Below are 16,086 nucleotides of genomic sequence, written 5' to 3' on the forward strand. Positions count from 1 at the left end.
TGGGGTCTCAGATGTCGCTTGCGCTGTTTCTCATCGTTCTGTTCGCGGGTCTTCTTCACGCCAGTTGGAATGCCATCGTCAAACGGGGCAGCGATACGCTGCTGACGACGATCCTGGTCACGGGGGCGGCGGCGCTGATCTCGGCGCTGCTGCTGCCGTGGGTGGCCGCGCCGCACCCGCGCAGCTGGCCGTGGCTGGCGGCCTCGACCGTGCTGCAGGCGGGGTACTACGTGCTGGTGGCGCGTACCTACCGGCTGACCGACATGAGTGCGGCCTATCCGTTGATGCGGGGGTGTGCACCGATCGTGGTGGCGGTGGTGGCTGCACTGCTGCTGGGGGAGCACCTTGCCGCCGGGGCGTGGATGGGGATCGGGCTGGTCTGCGTGGGCATTCTGTGCATGGCGCGTGGGATCCAGCGGCAGCGTCTGTGGCTGCCGCTGCTCAATGCCGGGGTGATCGCGACCTACACGCTGGTGGATGCGACCGGCGCGCGCCAGTCCGGGTCGGCGCTGGGCTACACGCTGTGGTTGTTCCTGCTGTCCGGGCTGCCGTTGCCGATCTGGGCGGTGTGGACGCGGACCCCCCAGCTGAGCGCGTACACGCGTGCCAACTGGCACTACGGGCTGGTGGGTGGCGTCGGAACGCTGACCTCGTATGGCCTGGCGCTATGGGCGATGACCCAGGCACCGGTGGCGATGGTGTCTGCGCTGCGCGAGACCTCCATCGTGTTCGCGGTGATCATTTCCGCAGTGGTGCTGCGCGAGCGGGTGCGTCGCCAGCGGTGGTTGGCAGCCGGGTTGATCGTGGTGGGTGTAGCGGTGTTGCGGTTCGCGACGTAATGCCCCCGAGGTAGAGCCACGCCCTGCGTGGCTCCGCCCTCAATCCAGGAAATGCCCGCCCTGGCTGGTCTGGTACTCCGGCGCGACCACCATGCGGGGGCGCGGCAGGTCGTGCAGCTGCATGAAGCGTTCGGGGTCGACCGGGCGGCCGAGCAGGTAGCCCTGCAGGAAGTCGCAACCCAGCCGCTCCAGGTACGCGCGCTGGCCGGCGGTTTCCACGCCTTCGGCGACGATGTCCATGTCCAGCGCGTGGCCGAGCGCGACGATGGCCGAGACGATCACCACGTCTTCGGAACTGTTTTCCAGATCGCGCACGAAGGCGTGGTCAATCTTGATTTCAGTCGCGGGCAGGCGCTTGAGATAGAGCAGGCTGGAATAGCCGGTTCCGAAATCGTCGATGGAAATGCCCACGCCCAGCCGCGCCAGCGACTGCAGCAGGCGCAGGCTGGTGTCGGTGTCGCGCATCACCGCGCTCTCGGTAATCTCCAGTACCAGCCGGCGCGGTTCGACCCGATGGGTCTCCAGCGCGTCGCTCACTTCCTGCAGCAGGTACGGCGAACCGAACTGGATCGGCGAGAGATTCACCGACACCGACCAGTTGTCGTGCCCGGCGTCGTGCCAGCGCCGCAGCTGGCGGCAGGCCTCATTCAACGCCCAGCGGCCGATGTCGTTGATCACGCCGCTGCGCTCGGCCAGGCGGATGAAGCGGTCCGGTGGAATCAGCCCCTGTTCGGGATGCTGCCAGCGGATCAGCGCCTCGGCACCGCTCACCTGGTGGGTGCTGACCCGCACCTTGGGCTGGTACTGCAGGAACAGCTGGTTCAGTTCGATGGCGCGGCGCAGGTCGGCCAGCAGCCGGAACTGCTGCTCGGCGCTGTCGCTCATCCATTCGGCGAACACCACATAGGCGTTGCGCCCGGCCTCCTTGGCCTGGTACATCGCCGCGTCGGCGTAGCCCATCAGCTGGCGCTCGGTGGCGGCGTGGTCGGGGCAGATCGCGATGCCGATGCTGGCGGTGATCTGCAGCTCGTGGCCGGGCACCAGGTTGCCCTTGCCGATTGCCTGGATGATGCGGTTGGCCACGGTGGCCACGTCTTCATCGTTTTCGATGCCGACCACCAGCACGAATTCGTCACCCCCCAAGCGTGCCAGCACGTCGGTCGGGCGCAGCAGCTGGCGGGTACGTGCAGCCACCGCGACCAGCAGCGAGTCGCCGGTCTGGTGGCCATAGGCGTCGTTGACCTGCTTGAAGCCGTCCAAGTCCATGAACATCACCGCGAAGCGGCCACCCCGCAGTTCGGCGTCGACCAGCGCCTGGTCGATGCGCTGCTGCAGCAGCAGGCGGTTCGGCAGATGGGTCAACGGGTCATGCAATGCGGCCTGGCTGAGTTCGGCTTCGGCGTCGTCCAGCGAGCTGCGCAGGCGCTGGTTGCGCAGGCGCAGCAGCTGCGCCTGCTGGCGCTGGTCCAGCCAGGACACCAGCAGCACCACGGCCAGGATGCCGATGGTCAGCACCATCACCAGCGCGCCCAGCCACTGGGTCTGCAGGCCATCGCCCGCGGCGGCGCCGCACACGCTGTTGGCGGGGAACTGGGCGGCGGCCATGCCGGTGTAGTGCATGCCGACGATGGCCACGCCAAGCAGCACGGCAGGCACGATGCGATGGTGCAGGCGGGTGTCGTTGTGGCGCAGGCGGAACGCGACGAACAGCGCCACCCACGACGCGGCGACCGCGACGAGCACCGACAGGATGAACCAGCCACTGTGGTACTCGATGCCCGGTCGCATCAACATCGCCGACATGCCGATGTAATGCATGCTGGCGATGCCGCAGCCCATCAGCAGCCCGCCCAATGCCAATCGCGTATGCGGCAGGGTCGGGCGCGAAACCAGCCACAGCGCGAAGATCGACGATGCGATGGCGGCCAGCAGAGAGGCAGCGGTCAGGCCGAGGTCGTAGCCGAGGGGAATCGGCAGACGGAACGCCAGCATGCCGATGAAATGCATCGACCAGATGCCCAGGCCCATGGCGCAACCGCCGCCGAACAGCCACAACACGCTGATGCGCGAGGAGGGCGCGGTGGTAACGCGGTTGGCCATGTCCAGCGCGGTGAACGACGCGAGGATGGCAACCAGGAGCGACACTACGACCAACCACGGGGTGTAACTGCCAATAAGCATGCTGACTCCTCCCTGGCGTACGCAGCAGACTGCACTGACCAGCACGCGCGTGTGGCGATGCCGGCTGCTCCGGCACGTTTCCCCCCTGCCGTAGGCGCATGAGACGACAGGGGTGGGGGCGAAATCAAGCGCAAAATCGGCCAAATTTCATTCGACACTCACACGATCATGACGCTTTTTACATACCTGGCGGTATTTAACGGGCCTGTGCGTCAGTGCGTCAAGCTGTCTGCGGCCTGGAAGGCGGCGTCGAACAGGCGCTGCACCGGCGGCCCCATTTCACCGGCCAGCACGGTCAGCAGGAACAGGCCGAGCAGCAGCGCGACCGGCAGGCCGAGCTGGATCGGGTTCAGCGCGGGCGCGGCCTTGGAGAGCACGCCGAAGGCCAGGTTGATGGCGAGCATGGCCACGGTGAGCGGCAGGGCGAGGGTGAGCGCGCCGCGCAGCACCTGCAGCAGGAACATGGGCGCGACGTTGAGGAAGGCGTCGATGTCGGGCAGCGAGGTGCCGATCGGCACCGCCTTGTAGCTGTCCATCAGCAGCGAAATGAGAGCGAGGTGGCCGTTGGCGGTGAAGAACAGCAGGCCGAACAGCAGGTAGAACCACTGGCCGATCACGCCGGAGGTGCCGCCACGCATCGGGTCGCTCATCTGCGCGAACGCGAGGCCGGTGCCTTGGGAAACCAGTTCGCCGGCCATGGCGCCGGCTTCGAACACCAGCCGCAGCAGGAAGCCGATGGACACGCCGATGGCCAGTTCGCGGGCGATGCTGAGCACGGTGGCGGCGTCGAACCCGGTCCACGCCGGCACCGGCGGCAGCATCGGCGAGAGCGCGATGGCCAGGGCGCCGGAGAGCATGACGCGCACGCGCGCAGGGACGGCGCGGCTGCCGACCAGCGGCATCGCCATGATCATGGCGCCGATGCGCAGCATGGTCCACAGCACGGTGCCGATCATGCCGAAGGCATTGAGCCCGTCGGCGGCCATCTGGGTTGCCGAGTCCATCGCGGTGCTATCCGATCAGGTGCGGGATGCGCTGGAACAGCAGGATGGTGTACTCGACCAGGTGGCCGATCAGCAGGCTGCCGAGCGCGAACAACACGGCGGTGAGCGCAGCGGCCTTGGCGACGAAGGCGATGGTGGGTTCGTTGAGCTGGGTGGCGGCCTGTACGACGCCGACCACGACGCCGACGATGAGCACGGTGAGCAGCAGCGGGCCGGCCACCCAGAGCACGGTGATCAGGCCACCGCGCAGTTCGGTCAGGGCAAGTTCGGGGGTCATGTCAGCGCCTCAGACCGCGTTGAAGCTGGCGGCAAGCGTGCCGACCACCAGGACCCAGCCGTCGACGAGGACGAACAGCAGGATCTTGAACGGCGCCGAGACCAGCATCGGCGAGAGCATCATCATGCCCATGGACATCAGGACGCTGGCGACGACCAGGTCGATGATGACGAACGGGATGAAGATGAGGAAGCCAATTTCGAAGGCGGTCTTCAGTTCGCTGGTGACGAACGAGGCGACCAGCACCGGGAACGGGATGGCGTCGGGGCTGGCGTAGGTGCCATGCCCGGCCATGCCGGCGAAGGTCATCAGGTCGGTTTCGCGGATCTGGGCGAGCATGAAGGCGCGCAGGGGCTGGGTGGTGAGGGTCCAGGCGGTCTGGAAGTCGATCTCGCCGTTGAGGTAGGGCGCCATGCCGGTGCCCCAGGCCTTCTGCCAGACCGGCAGCATGACCATGGCGGTGAGGAACAGGGCGAGGCCGAGCAGGACCTGGTTGGAGGGGGTCTGGCCGGTACCCAGTGCCTGGCGCAGCAGGCCGAGCACGATGATGATGCGGGTGAAGGCGGTGAGCACCAGCAGCATGGACGGGATCAGGGTGATCGCGGTCATCAGCAGCAGGGTCTGCAGTGGCAGGCTGACCGGGGCGCCACCGATCTTGCCGACGTTCACGTCGGGCAGGCTGGGCATGGCGGGTGCGGCAGGCGCGGCCATGGCCAGCGCGGGCAGGGCGCACAGCAGCAGGGCCAGCAGCAACGGCAGGTAACGGGTCCAGGACGCTCGGGGGCCACACATGATCATTTGTCCTTGCGCAGCCGCTGTTGCAGGAGCTGGGCGAAATTCGGGAGGTTCTTCAGATCCGGCAGGCGTGCCGGTTCCGGGGTGGGCAGGGGTTCGGGCAGGCGGTGCAGGGTGTTGATGCCGCCGGCGGTGACGCCGAGCAGCAGGTGTTCACCGTTGACGTCGACGACGACGACGCGTTCCTTGGCACCCACGTTGAGGCTGGCGACGATGCGCAGGCCTTCGGCGGGCTTGAAGCCGCTGCCGGGCATGCGTTTGAGCAGCCAGCCGAGGCCGACGATCAGGGCAAGCACGGCCAGCAGGGCGAACACGGCGCCGAACATGCTGGGCGCGGCGGCGGCATGCTGGCCGACCTTGGTCGCCTGCGCGCCGGCGGCGAAGAGTGCCAGGGCGATCAACGCAGTCTCCGGATCCGTTCGCTGGGGCTGACGACGTCGGTGAGGCGGACGCCGAAGCGGTCGTTGATGACGACGACTTCGCCATGGGCGATGAGGGTGCCGTTGACGAAGACGTCGAGCGATTCGCCGGCGCCGCGTTCGAGTTCGACGACGGAGCCCTGGTTGAGCTGGAGCAGGTTGCGGATGGGCAGGCGGGCGCGGCCGACTTCGAGCGACAGGGTGACCGGGACGTCGAGGATGACGTCAAGGTTCAGGTCGGGACCGCCGTCGGCGTCGTCGGAGTGCAGGGTGGTGAACTGCGCCGGTGCCGGTTCGTGGTTTTCGATGTCGTTCATTGCGGGTCTTCCTGGATGACGGGTACGCGGGGGCGGGTGCCCGGCGGGTGGGTAGCGGTGATCTTTACGGCGTTCATGCCGTTGGCGACGCCGAACTGGCCGGTGAAGACGGGGATGTTCTCGACGCAGACGGGCACCTGGTTGGGCAGGTCGATGGGCAGGATGTCGCCGATCTTGAGCCGGGTGAGGTCGCGCAGGCTCATGCGCTTGGTGGCGAGGACGCTGGAGAGGGTGACTTCGGCGACGTTGAGCTGTTCTCGCAGCATGGTGCCCCAGCTTTCGTCACGATCGTTGCGGTCGCTCTGGATGCCGGCATCGAGCAGTTCGCGGATCGGTTCGAGCATGGAATACGGGAGGGTGACGTGGATGTCGCCGCCACCGCCGTCAAGCTCGACATGCAGTCGGCAGACGACGACGTATTCGCGGGGGGTGACGATGTTGGCGAAGTGGGGGTTGATCTCGGAGTTGATGTATTCGAAGTCGACATCCATGACCGGGGCCCAGGCTTCGCGGAGGTCGGCGAAGGTCTGCTTGAGCAGGAGATGGATGACGCGCATTTCGGTGGCGGTGAATTCGCGACCTTCGATGCGGGTGGGGTAGCGGCCGTCGCCACCGAAGAAGTTGTCGACGATGGCGAAGACCAGGGTGGGCTCGAAGACGATCAGGCCGGTGCCGCGCAGGGGCTTGAAGCGGATGAGGTTGAGGTTGGTGGGGACGTAGAGGGAGTGCATGTAGTCGTTGAACTTGATCAGTTCAATGCCACGCACGGAAAGTTCGGCCGAACGACGGATGAGGTTGAACAGGCCGATGCGCCAGAGCCGGGCGAAGCGCTCGTTGACCATTTCGAGGGTCGGCATGCGGCCGCGGATGATGCGGTCCTGGCTGGCGAAGTCGTAGTTGCGGGCTTCGCCGGGGGCGATGGTGTCGACTTCGGTTTCGACGGCACCGGAGTCGACGCCATGCAGCAGGGCGTCGATTTCATCCTGGGAGAGCAGGTCGTTCATGGGGCGCCCTTACTGGGTGACGAAGCTGGTGAACAGCAGTTCGTCGACGCCCTTGGAGCCGGTTTCGGCCTTGAGGAGCTTCTGGACTTCGGCGAGGGAGTCGGCCTGGAGCTTTTCCTTGCCGGCACGGTCGGCGATCTGGGCGGGTTCGACCTGGGAGAAGAGCATGAGCAGCTTGGCGCGGATGGCCGGGGCGTGAAGCTTGATGGCTTCTAGGGCGGCGGGGTCGCGGGTCATGAGCTGGACTTCGACCTGGAGGTAGCGGGGGCCGTCGAAGCTGCTGCTGAGGTTGACGACGAACGGGGGTTCGAGGCCGAAGTACTGGGCGGGCGCGGGCACGGCGGACTTGGCCTTTTCGGCGGTGGCCGGGGCCTTGTCGTCATGGGACTGGGTGAAATACCAGACGCCGCCACCGGCGGCGCCAGCGGCAACCACGGCGATCAGGGCGGTGACCAGAAGCGGGCTGCGCGGCTTGGCGGCCTTGTCCTTGTCGGCGGATTTCTTGGTTTTGTCGGCGGCTGCGGCCACTGGGAAGCTCCATTGGATTGCTTCCTGGCTACATGCAATTGGTGTGCCGAAGTGCGCCGGGCTTCTGTTGCCGGGAAATTGACGTGACGGGTTTGGTTAACGTCAACGGCAACGGCAACGGCAACGGCGTCGGCTCTGCGGTTCCGCCTGGCTGGGCGGGTCGGTATGGGTTTGTGGGGGACGCCGTAAATCCGTCCATGGAGGCTAAGTCGCGGCATCCATGCCGCTCATTCCCCCACAAACCCATACCGACCCACCCCTGAGACTGTATGGGTGACGGACGGGAACGCGGCTTGGTCGCACGAACAATGGCAATGGGAACGGTAGGGTCGGTTCCCAAACGACCGCCGATAACGGTCATCGGCTCTTTAACGCATGGACCCTGATCGAAACGCGGCTTTACGCGTACGCGTCGACCAACCCTCTCTGCCTCATCAATTGCGCCGGGGAAACGATGGTTTCCGTGACTGCTATTTCGCTGTCGCTGCCCGCCTGTCCATTCTGACTACCACCGGCCTTCCCATCCTGTGCGGTGTGCTGCTGCCCCACATCGGCATTGCCGAGCTGGAATCCCTGCTCGTTCAACATTTCACGCAGGCGCGGAATGCTGGATTCGAGGGCATGCCGCACATCCGCATGGGCGCTGCTGAAGGTGGCGTGGACCTTGTCGCCGTCCATCTGCAGGCGGACTTCGATCAGGCCGAGGTCGTGCGGGGTGACCTTGATGGTGGCGTGGCCGATCTTCTGGTCGGCGAGCCAGCCGATGCGGGCGCTGAGGGCGTCGTCGAAGTCGTCGCCGCCTACATGCGGGGTGGCGGTGGGTTCGGCCTGGAAGGGGGCGTTGGTGGCGTTGGCCTTGAGTTCGGCGGCGGCGTGCAGGGCGTGAAGGAGCGGGGTGGTGGTGGGGGCGTCTGCGTCGGCGGTGGTGGCGGACGCGATAGCTTCGGCCAGGTCGTCGGGCAGCGGGGCGTCTTCGGCGACGCTGGCGTCGAGCGGCAGGGCGATCGGGCCGGCGGCGCTGTCTGCGGGGGCAGCGGTCGCTGCTGTCAGCGTGGGGGTGCCGGGCAGGGGTGTTGCGTTGGGCAGGCCGCCGAGCAGGGGGTCTGCCTTGGAGGCGACGCTGTCGGCGTTGGCGGCGGGGGCGGCCTGGACGCTGACGGCTTCGGGGCCGGCGAGGGCGAGGCCGGCCAGGCCCAACGGGGGCCAGGGGGTGGTGTCGGTGTCGTCGGTGGGTTCGGAGGTGGCTGGCGTTTCGCTGGCTGCCGAACTGGTTGCGGGGTCGGTGCTGTCGCCGGTCGCGGTGCTGCCGGGACGGCGCGCGGCGTCGTCGGTGGCGTTGCTGGCGGTGTCCTGGGCGGGCTGCTTTGCCGTGCCATCGGGCTTGGCCTGCTTGCTGTCGGCCTTGGCGGTGGTCTGCTTGCGGGCGGGCTCGGCGTTGAGCAGGGCGTCAAAGTCCCGGCGGTCGCTGCCGTTGGCGGTGTTGCGCGGGGCGGTGCCGGCGGTGGCATTGCTGCCGCTGGTGGCGCTGCCGCTGCTGCCGAGGAAGGTGGGGGTCATCACGCGGTCTCCCCGCTGTCGGTGTCTTCGGCGCGGGCGGCGCGGCTGCGGCGGGCGCCGATGTCGTCCATTTCGCGCTGGTCGCGGCGGTCGACCAGGACTTTTTCCTGGGCGCGGTAGCTGGCGGCGAGCTGTTCGAGCACGGCCTTGTCGCGGCTGGCGAGGATCAGGCGGGCGCGTTCGGCTTCGACCTTTTCGCGGTTGTTGTCGACGGTCTGGCGCTGCTGGGCGACGGCGGTGTCGAGGCGGTCGAGGAAGGCGCGGCGGTTGAGCAGCTGGGCCGGGCTGGTGGCGGCCATCTGGGCGTTGGCGTACTCCTCGGCGTAGCGGCGCAGTTCGTCCAGGCGCGAGAGGTGGGTGTCGAGCACGCGCTGGCGCTCGGCGAGGTCGCGGGCGACTTCGTCTTCGTGGTCCTGGGCCCGCTTGAGCAGGGGATCGATGCGCTTGGATTGCATGGCTTAGCCCTCAGGTTCCACCAGGCGCTTGAGCGCGGCCTGGCTGTGCGGCAGGTCGGCGGCCTTGCCGACGTCCTGGCCGAGGAAATCGACGATGTCCGACCAGCGTTCCAGTGCTTCGTCGGTGGCCGGATCGTTGCCGCGCTGGTAGGCGCCGATGGCGATCAGGTCGCGGTTGCTGGAATAGGCCGAAACCAACCGCTTGAGCTTGCGGATGCGCAGGCGCCACGGTTCGTCGGCGATTTCGGTGACCACGCGGCTGACCGAGGATTCAACGTCGATGGCCGGGTACAGGCCGCTGTCGGCAACACGGCGCGAGAGCAGGATGTGGCCGTCGAGGATGGCGCGCGCGGCGTCGGCGATGGGGTCCTGCGGGTCGTCGCCTTCGGTCAGAACGGTGTAGAACGCGGTGATCGAGCCGCGTCCCTTGGCGCCGTTGCCGGCGCGTTCGACCAGTGCGGGGAGCTTGGCGAATACCGATGGCGGATAGCCGCGGGTGGTGGGCGGTTCGCCGACCGACAGGCCGATCTCGCGCTGGGCCTGGGCGAAGCGGGTCAGCGAGTCCATCAGCAGCAGGACATTCAGGCCCTGGTCGCGGAACCATTCGGCAATCGCGGTGGCGCGGTAGGCGCCGTGCAGGCGGGCCAGCGGCGGGCGGTCGGCGGGGCTGGCCACGACCACGGCGCGGCGCAGGCCTTCTTCGCCCAGGGTGCTTTCTACGAAGTCGCGAACTTCGCGGCCACGTTCGCCGATCAGGCCGACCACGATGACGTCGGCGGCGGTGTAGCGGGTCATCATGCCGAGCAGGGTCGACTTGCCGACACCGGAGCCGGCGAACAGGCCCACACGCTGGCCGCGGCCGATCGGCAGCAGGGCGTTGATGGCGCGTACGCCGACGTCCAGCGGCTGGGTGATCGGTTCGCGGGCGAGTGGGTTGATTGCCACGCCGGCCATGCCGACGGTGCCTTCGGCGCGGATCGGGCCCTTGCCGTCCAACGGGACGCCGTCGCTGTCGATGACGCGGCCGAGCAGGCCTTCGCCCACTTCCACGCCGCCACGGCCCAGCGAGGGCACCACGCGCGCGTTGGGCAGCAGGCCGTGCAGTTCGGCGCTGGGCATCAGGTAGGTGCGTTCGCCGGCGAAGCCGACAACTTCAGCGTCGACCCAGCCGCCGTCGGCCACTTCGACCTTGCAGCTGGCGCCCATCGGCGATTCGCAGCCGACTGCTTCGAGGGTCAGGCCGACGGCGCGGCGCAGCACGCCTTCGCGGATCAGGCCGCGTCCATGCGCGCCGTCGGGCTGGATGGTGTCCAGGCGCGCGGCCAGGCGCAGGTTGCGCGCAGCCGCCCAGTCGGCGGCGGGCGGGGGCAGCGGTTCGGTGTTCATGCGCTTGCTCCGGATTTGCGCAGCACCGCGTCGAGCGCGCCGCGCAGGCGGGCTTCCAGGGTGCCGTCGATGCGCACCGCTTCGGCGTGCACGCGCAGGTCGCCGCGGCTCAGGCTCAGGTCCGGGCTCAGGCGCTGGTTGGGCGAGAGATTCAGCAGTGGGGCGAGGGCGGCGATGTCGTCGGGGTGCAGGCGCACTTCCACTTCGCGGTTGGCACCGCCGACCGCGTCGACCGCTTCGCCGACCAGCTGCGCGAGCAGGGACGGATCAGCCTCGTAGGCGCGACCGACCAGCGTGCCGGCGATGCGCACGGCCAGTTCGCCGAGCGCGGCCACCACTTCGTTTTCCAGGCGCACCAGCGGCCGGCTGAAGTTGTCCAGGATGCCTTCGATCTGCGCGATCAGGCGGCGCACTTCGGCCTGGCCCTGGGCGTGGCCGTCGGCATGGCCCTGTTCGAAGCCGTCCTTCTCGGCCGCGTCCTGGATCGCCTGGATTTCCTCCAGGGTGGGCAGCTGCAGCAGCGGTTCGGGGTCGTGTTCGAGCTCGATGGCCTGGTCGTCGAACGCTTCTTCCTGCACGGCGGCCGGGTCGGCCAGCAGGTCCGGGGCGAGCCAGCGTACGGCGTTGTTCACAGCATGGCCTCCGCGTTGCCGCCCAGGGTGACGGTGCCTTCATCGGCCATGCGCTTGACGATGGCCAGGATCTCGCGCTGCGCCGCTTCCACGTCGGACAGGCGCACAGGACCGCGCGCTTCCATGTCTTCGAGCAGGATCTCGGCCGCGCGCTGGGACATGTTGCGGGTGATCTTGTCGCGCACCTTGATGTCGGCGCCGCGCAGGGCCAGGCCCAGGCGTTCGCCGCTGACTTCGCGCAGCACCAGCTGCAGTTCGCGGTCTTCCAGGTCGATCAGGTCGTCGAACACGAACATCTTTTCCTGGATGCGCGCGCTGAGCGGGGCGTCGATGCGGGAAATCTCGCCGAGGATCGCCTGGTCCTGGCCGCTGTCCATGAAGTTCAGGATGTTGGCCGCGCACTGCACGCCGCCGATGTTGGACGACTTCAGGTTCTGGTTGCCGGCGAACTGGCGCTCCATGATCTCGTTCAGTTCGTTCAGCGCGTTCGGCGGAATGCCGTCAAGGGTGGCGATGCGCAGCAGCACGTCGACCCGGGTGCGTTCGGGCAGCAGCTTGAGCGCGTCGGCGGCCTGGTCGGTTTCCAGGTGGGCCATCACGATCGCGATGATCTGCGGGTGTTCGTTGCGGACCAGGTCGGCCACCGCACGCGGGTCCATCCACTTCAGCGCGTCCAGGCCGGTGGTGTTGCGGCCAAGCAGGATGCGGTCGATCAGGTTGCCGGCCTTTTCGCTGCCGAGCGCCTGCACCAGCATGTTGCGGATGTAGTCGTCCGAGCCGACGCCCAGCGAGGTCTTGGAGCCCAGTTCGGTGTTGAACTGGTCCATCACCCGCTCGACCTGCTCGCGGGTGATGTCGCTCATGGTCGCCATGGCGATGCCGATCTTCTGCACTTCCTTCGGTTCCATGTGGCGCAGCACGTCGGCTGCTTCCACTTCGCCGAGCGACAGAAGCAACACGGCGGCGCGCTGCACGCCGCTGAGCGGGGGGATGGCAGTGGGATCAATCATTGGCCACCCACCCCTTCACCACCTGGGCCACGCGCTTGGAATCGGTCTTTACAGCTTCACGCGCCATGCGCAGTCGTTCCTCGTAGGAGTCCACCGGCAGGGCCAGGGGCTCCTGTCCGGAAAGATGTACCCGGTCGGCACCCAGCGCCGGCAGGCCTTCGCCGTCGTCCACCAGCTGCACGTCGGCGCTGTGCGGTTCCAGGCTGCCCTCGTGGGCCAGCTTCTTCGGGGTGCCGGTGATCGAGCGCAGCGCCGGGCGCAGCACGCCGAACACCAGCGCCAGCACCACGATGGCGCCAAGCAGCAGGCGCAGGCCGTCCTGCACGTACGGCAGCTCCCACCAGTTCGGGGCTTCCACCGGGGTGGTTTCGCGTACGAACGGGGCGTTCATCACCGACACGGTGTCGCCACGTTCGGCGTTGAAGCCCACTGCCTGCTTGACCAGCGCTTCCACGCGGGTCAGCTCGGCGGCCGACAGCGGCTGTTCGGTGGTCTTGCCGTTGGCACCCGGGCGCGGCACGTTGTCCAGCAGCACGGCGACGGAGACGCGCTTGATGCGGCCGGCCGGCTGGCGGGTGTGCTGCAGGGTGCGGTCCAGCTCGTAGTTGCGGGTGGCGTTGCGCGCGGTTTCGGTCGGCGTGGCCGCGGTGGCCGGGGCGGCGGCCGGGCCGGGCGGGGTGTTGCTGGCCGCACCCGGAACGCCCTGCGGGCCCGGGGTGCTGGTGCTGTTTTCGCTGGTCTGTTCGCTGCGCAGCTTCTGCGGCTCGCCGTTGTACAGCTCACGGGCTTCTTCGGTGACCGAGAAGTCCATGTCCACGCTGACTTCCGGGTTGACCCGCCCCGGGCCGGTCATCGGCTCGAGCAGTTCGCGGATGCGCTGGTTGAACGAGGTTTCCTGGCGGCGCACCTGGTCGAACTGGGCGGCATTGACCGCCGCTTCGCTGTTCGGGTCGGACACGCTGAGCATGCGCCCGCTCTGGTCGACCACGGTGACGCGCTCGGCGGTCAGGTCGGGAATGCTGGCCGCCACCATGTGCACGATGGCGTCGATCTGGCCGCGCTCGAGCTGCTGGCCACCGCGCAGTTCCAGCACCACCGAGGCGCTGGCCACGTCGCGCTGGCGGGTGAAGGCGCTGGGCTTGGGAATGGCCAGGTGCACGCGCGAGTCGCGCACCGGGCGCAGGGTGTTGATGGTGCGCGACAGCTCGGTTTCCAGCGAGTGCTGGTAGCGGGCGTTTTCCATGAACTGGCTGACGCCGAAGCCGGGGTCGCGTTCCATCAGCTCGAAGCCGAGGCGGCCGCTGTCGGTCAGGCCGGAGCCGGCCAGCTTCAGGCGTGCGTCGTGCAGGTTCTTTTCCGGCACGGTGATGCCACCGGTGGCGGGGTCCAGCTCGAACGGAATCTGCGCGGCGCGCAGCAGGTCGGTCGCTTCGGCGGTGGCCTTCTGGTCCAGGCCGGTGTACAGCGGCACCATGCCGGGCTTCTGCGACCAGAAGAACACGAACAGGCCTGCCGCAACGGCCACGGCGATCATCGCCATCAGGCCAAGCCGACGGGTGATCTGCAGGCTTTGCAGCCGGTCGAACCACTGGCCCGCCTTTTCGGCGTTCAGGGATTCCTTGGTGAGCGACAGGGCCATGCGGTTCTATCCTTACAGCGGCATGTTCATCACGTCCTGGTAAGCCTGGACGAGACGGTTGCGGACTTCCACGGTGGCGCGGAAGGCGATCTGGGACTGCTGGGACGCGACCATGACCTTGGCCAGGTCGGCGCCGGGTTCGCCCAGTTCGAAGGCGCGGGCGAGGGCGCCGGACTTCTGCTGCGCCTCGTTGACGCCGGCGATGGCGCCGCGCAGGGTGTCGGTGAAACTTGCGCCCTGCACGTCCTGCGGGGCAGCCAGGCCCTGCAGCCCATTGGTCTGCGGGGTCTCCAGCGGACCGACCGGCTGGGTGGCCTGGGTCTGGTAGCTGCGGATCTGGGAAAGGATCGAAGTAACGGAATGTGACATCTGGAACGTTCCGGCTGATTGGGGGATCTCGGGTGATGACGTTGCAAGCCCCGTGCCGAAACGGCTGAGTGGTTCAGTGTTGTGGTGATGGCGGCGCGTGAAGGCCTGCGGTGTACGACGGGCGTCGAGAAATGTGTGACGTAGTTCCGCTGCGACGGGACGACGCAGGCGCGCGACGGAAGGTCGGCGTCGGGAAACCGGCGCAGGGTTTGGGCGGCAGATGTGAAGACGCCCGGAGGGTCCGGGCGTCTATGTACACATGTAGCGTGAGTGGCGCTTACCAGGTAATCCCGGCACCGACGGCAACCACGCTTTCATCGCCACTGCGGGAGGCACCCACCGATGCGGTGAAGTGCTCGGTGAAGCGGCGGCGGAAGCTGGCGGCAAAGGCGTTCTCGCCTTCAGACCAGCCCATGCCGGCGCCGAGGTAGTTGCTGCCGACATCCGGCATGCCGAGGCTCTGGGCCATGGCCCCTGCCATCGCACCCTGGCGGCTGATCCGGCGATCCATGGCATGCAGTGCGTCGTCCATCCGGTTCAGACGTCCCTCGACATTGGCAAAGCGATCATTTGCTTCGGCCTTGAACTGTGCAAGGTCCGCACTGGCGGCGTTCGCCAGGCCACTGAGCTGGTTGACCTGCTGGTCGGTGTACTGGTTCGCGGCCACCAGCGTGTCTCCGGCTACCGTGTCGGCGTAGGTGTTGGCCTCCACCAGCGTCGCGTCGGCCTGTTCGTCGGTGTATTGGTTGGCAGCGGTGAGGGTGTCGGCGGCGGACTGCTTCAGCTGGCTGACGTTTACGCCGTCGGTGTCGGCCACGCCGGCAGCGAGGTTGACGATCTTGCGCTCTGAACCTACGACGCCAAGAGAAACGGTGTTGGCCTCCGTGGCGACGGCACCCGCACCGAGCGCGACGGAGCTGAGGCCTTCGGCTTTGGCAGCCTGGCCGATCGCGATGGCGTTGAGTCCCGTGGACTCGGTGCCAACACCGACAGCAATGCCACCTTCCAGATTAGCCTTGCTGTTGACGCCCACGATTACGGTGTCTTGTCCTACAGCCTGATTGTTGAAACCGACGGATGTGGAAGCAAAGCCTGCGGCATTGGAGGCGCGGCCGATAGCCGTTGAGAATTCACCGGTGGAGGTGGCGGCGACGCCGATAGCCGTTGAGTTGGCCCCGCTTGCAGTGGCGTCGGTGCCGAACGCAGCAGCGGTGCCGCCTGCAGCAGTGGCACCGTCGCCGCACGAAAACGCACTGCCGCCCGTGGCCGTTGCGGCTACACCACCGGTCTGGTTGCAGAACGACTGGGCGAGTACGGGTGAACTCGTCGACAGGAACACGCCCAGCGCGGCGCCGGCGAGGAGGAGGGAACGGGCGAAGGAGGCGCGCGAAACACCACGCAATACAATGCGATACCAGGAACGATCCATGGCAGGAATCCTCGGGTGGCAGCGCACCTGGCCGGTCAAACGCCGGTTTGGCGTTCTGCGTGAATCCCCCGATTCCCCGTAAGCCGGAGCGTGTTTTCGAAGCCCCAGCACACGGCTGTGGGCGACGCTATGCCCGGGGCCGTCATGGTGAGGTGAAGGTAGAGCCACGCCCTGCGTGGCTGCTCTTCGTTCCGGCGTCTAGATATCTCCGGCGCCGGGGCGTCTGGGGCCAGATTGTCGCCGGC

17 protein-coding genes are annotated in these 16,086 nt (G+C 67.6%); 1 reads left to right on the forward strand and 16 read right to left on the reverse strand.

Going from position 1 to position 16,086, the window contains the following annotated elements:
- The first annotated feature begins 11 nt into the window (after nt 1–11).
- On the forward strand, nt 12–839 hold the full coding sequence (locus HGB51_RS00615) for an EamA family transporter (protein ID WP_070207901.1): 828 nt from the start codon (nt 12–14) through the stop codon (nt 837–839).
- 39 nt (nt 840–878) lie between these two features.
- Here HGB51_RS00615 and HGB51_RS00620 read toward each other — a convergent pair whose 3' ends face one another.
- The 16 genes from HGB51_RS00620 to HGB51_RS00695 form a co-directional block, all read right to left on the reverse strand.
- On the reverse strand, nt 879–3,020 hold the full coding sequence (locus HGB51_RS00620; RefSeq protein ID WP_070207902.1) for a putative bifunctional diguanylate cyclase/phosphodiesterase: 2,142 nt from the start codon (nt 3,018–3,020) through the stop codon (nt 879–881).
- A gap of 212 nt (nt 3,021–3,232) precedes the next feature.
- A complete protein-coding gene (gene fliR, locus HGB51_RS00625; protein ID WP_070207903.1) occupies nt 3,233–4,024 on the reverse strand; it encodes a flagellar biosynthetic protein FliR in 792 nt (263 codons plus the stop codon).
- A gap of 7 nt (nt 4,025–4,031) precedes the next feature.
- On the reverse strand, nt 4,032–4,301 hold the full coding sequence (locus HGB51_RS00630; RefSeq protein ID WP_070207904.1) for a flagellar biosynthetic protein FliQ: 270 nt from the start codon (nt 4,299–4,301) through the stop codon (nt 4,032–4,034).
- A gap of 9 nt (nt 4,302–4,310) precedes the next feature.
- Complete coding sequence (fliP, locus tag HGB51_RS00635; protein ID WP_070207914.1) at nt 4,311–5,093, reverse strand: flagellar type III secretion system pore protein FliP; 783 nt, start codon at nt 5,091–5,093, stop codon at nt 4,311–4,313.
- A 2-nt stretch (nt 5,094–5,095) separates the two neighbouring features.
- Nucleotides 5,096–5,497: a flagellar biosynthetic protein FliO gene (gene fliO, locus HGB51_RS00640; RefSeq protein ID WP_070207905.1), complete on the reverse strand. Its 402-nt coding sequence runs from the start codon at nt 5,495–5,497 to the stop codon at nt 5,096–5,098.
- Nucleotides 5,494–5,832 carry a flagellar motor switch protein FliN gene (gene fliN / locus HGB51_RS00645; RefSeq protein WP_070207906.1) on the reverse strand — a complete coding sequence of 113 codons (339 nt, stop codon included), beginning with the start codon at nt 5,830–5,832 and terminating at the stop codon, nt 5,494–5,496. The genes fliO and fliN overlap by 4 nt, the downstream gene beginning before the upstream one ends.
- Nucleotides 5,829–6,836 carry a flagellar motor switch protein FliM gene (gene fliM / locus HGB51_RS00650; protein ID WP_070207907.1) on the reverse strand — a complete coding sequence of 336 codons (1,008 nt, stop codon included), beginning with the start codon at nt 6,834–6,836 and terminating at the stop codon, nt 5,829–5,831. Before fliM ends, fliN begins: the two co-directional genes overlap by 4 nt.
- A gap of 9 nt (nt 6,837–6,845) precedes the next feature.
- Nucleotides 6,846–7,364, reverse strand: a complete 519-nt coding sequence (locus tag HGB51_RS00655; protein ID WP_070207908.1) for a flagellar basal body-associated FliL family protein — start codon at nt 7,362–7,364, stop codon at nt 6,846–6,848.
- Between the two features lie 399 nt (nt 7,365–7,763).
- Nucleotides 7,764–8,921 carry a flagellar hook-length control protein FliK gene (locus HGB51_RS00660; RefSeq protein ID WP_070207909.1) on the reverse strand — a complete coding sequence of 386 codons (1,158 nt, stop codon included), beginning with the start codon at nt 8,919–8,921 and terminating at the stop codon, nt 7,764–7,766.
- A complete protein-coding gene (gene fliJ / locus HGB51_RS00665; protein WP_070207910.1) occupies nt 8,921–9,376 on the reverse strand; it encodes a flagellar export protein FliJ in 456 nt (151 codons plus the stop codon). The genes HGB51_RS00660 and fliJ overlap by 1 nt, the downstream gene beginning before the upstream one ends.
- Before the next feature lie 3 nt (nt 9,377–9,379).
- A complete protein-coding gene (locus HGB51_RS00670; protein ID WP_070207911.1) occupies nt 9,380–10,762 on the reverse strand; it encodes a FliI/YscN family ATPase in 1,383 nt (460 codons plus the stop codon).
- Nucleotides 10,759–11,394 carry a FliH/SctL family protein gene (locus tag HGB51_RS00675; protein ID WP_070207912.1) on the reverse strand — a complete coding sequence of 212 codons (636 nt, stop codon included), beginning with the start codon at nt 11,392–11,394 and terminating at the stop codon, nt 10,759–10,761. The genes HGB51_RS00670 and HGB51_RS00675 overlap by 4 nt, the downstream gene beginning before the upstream one ends.
- Nucleotides 11,391–12,404 carry a flagellar motor switch protein FliG gene (gene fliG / locus HGB51_RS00680; RefSeq protein ID WP_171966696.1) on the reverse strand — a complete coding sequence of 338 codons (1,014 nt, stop codon included), beginning with the start codon at nt 12,402–12,404 and terminating at the stop codon, nt 11,391–11,393. The genes HGB51_RS00675 and fliG overlap by 4 nt, the downstream gene beginning before the upstream one ends.
- Nucleotides 12,397–14,043 carry a flagellar basal-body MS-ring/collar protein FliF gene (gene fliF, locus HGB51_RS00685; protein WP_070209322.1) on the reverse strand — a complete coding sequence of 549 codons (1,647 nt, stop codon included), beginning with the start codon at nt 14,041–14,043 and terminating at the stop codon, nt 12,397–12,399. Before fliF ends, fliG begins: the two co-directional genes overlap by 8 nt.
- Nucleotides 14,044–14,055: 12 nt before the next feature.
- Entirely contained in the window at nt 14,056–14,412 is a 357-nt protein-coding gene (fliE, locus tag HGB51_RS00690; protein ID WP_070209323.1) for a flagellar hook-basal body complex protein FliE, read from the reverse strand.
- Between the two features lie 277 nt (nt 14,413–14,689).
- Nucleotides 14,690–15,841, reverse strand: coding sequence for a YadA-like family protein (locus tag HGB51_RS00695; RefSeq protein ID WP_084739097.1), 1,152 nt, complete (start codon nt 15,839–15,841; stop codon nt 14,690–14,692).
- Between the last annotated feature and the right edge of the window lie 245 nt (nt 15,842–16,086).

Origin of the sequence: Stenotrophomonas bentonitica (assembly GCF_013185915.1) — a bacterium.
GTDB classification, from domain to species: Bacteria; Pseudomonadota; Gammaproteobacteria; order Xanthomonadales; family Xanthomonadaceae; genus Stenotrophomonas; species Stenotrophomonas bentonitica.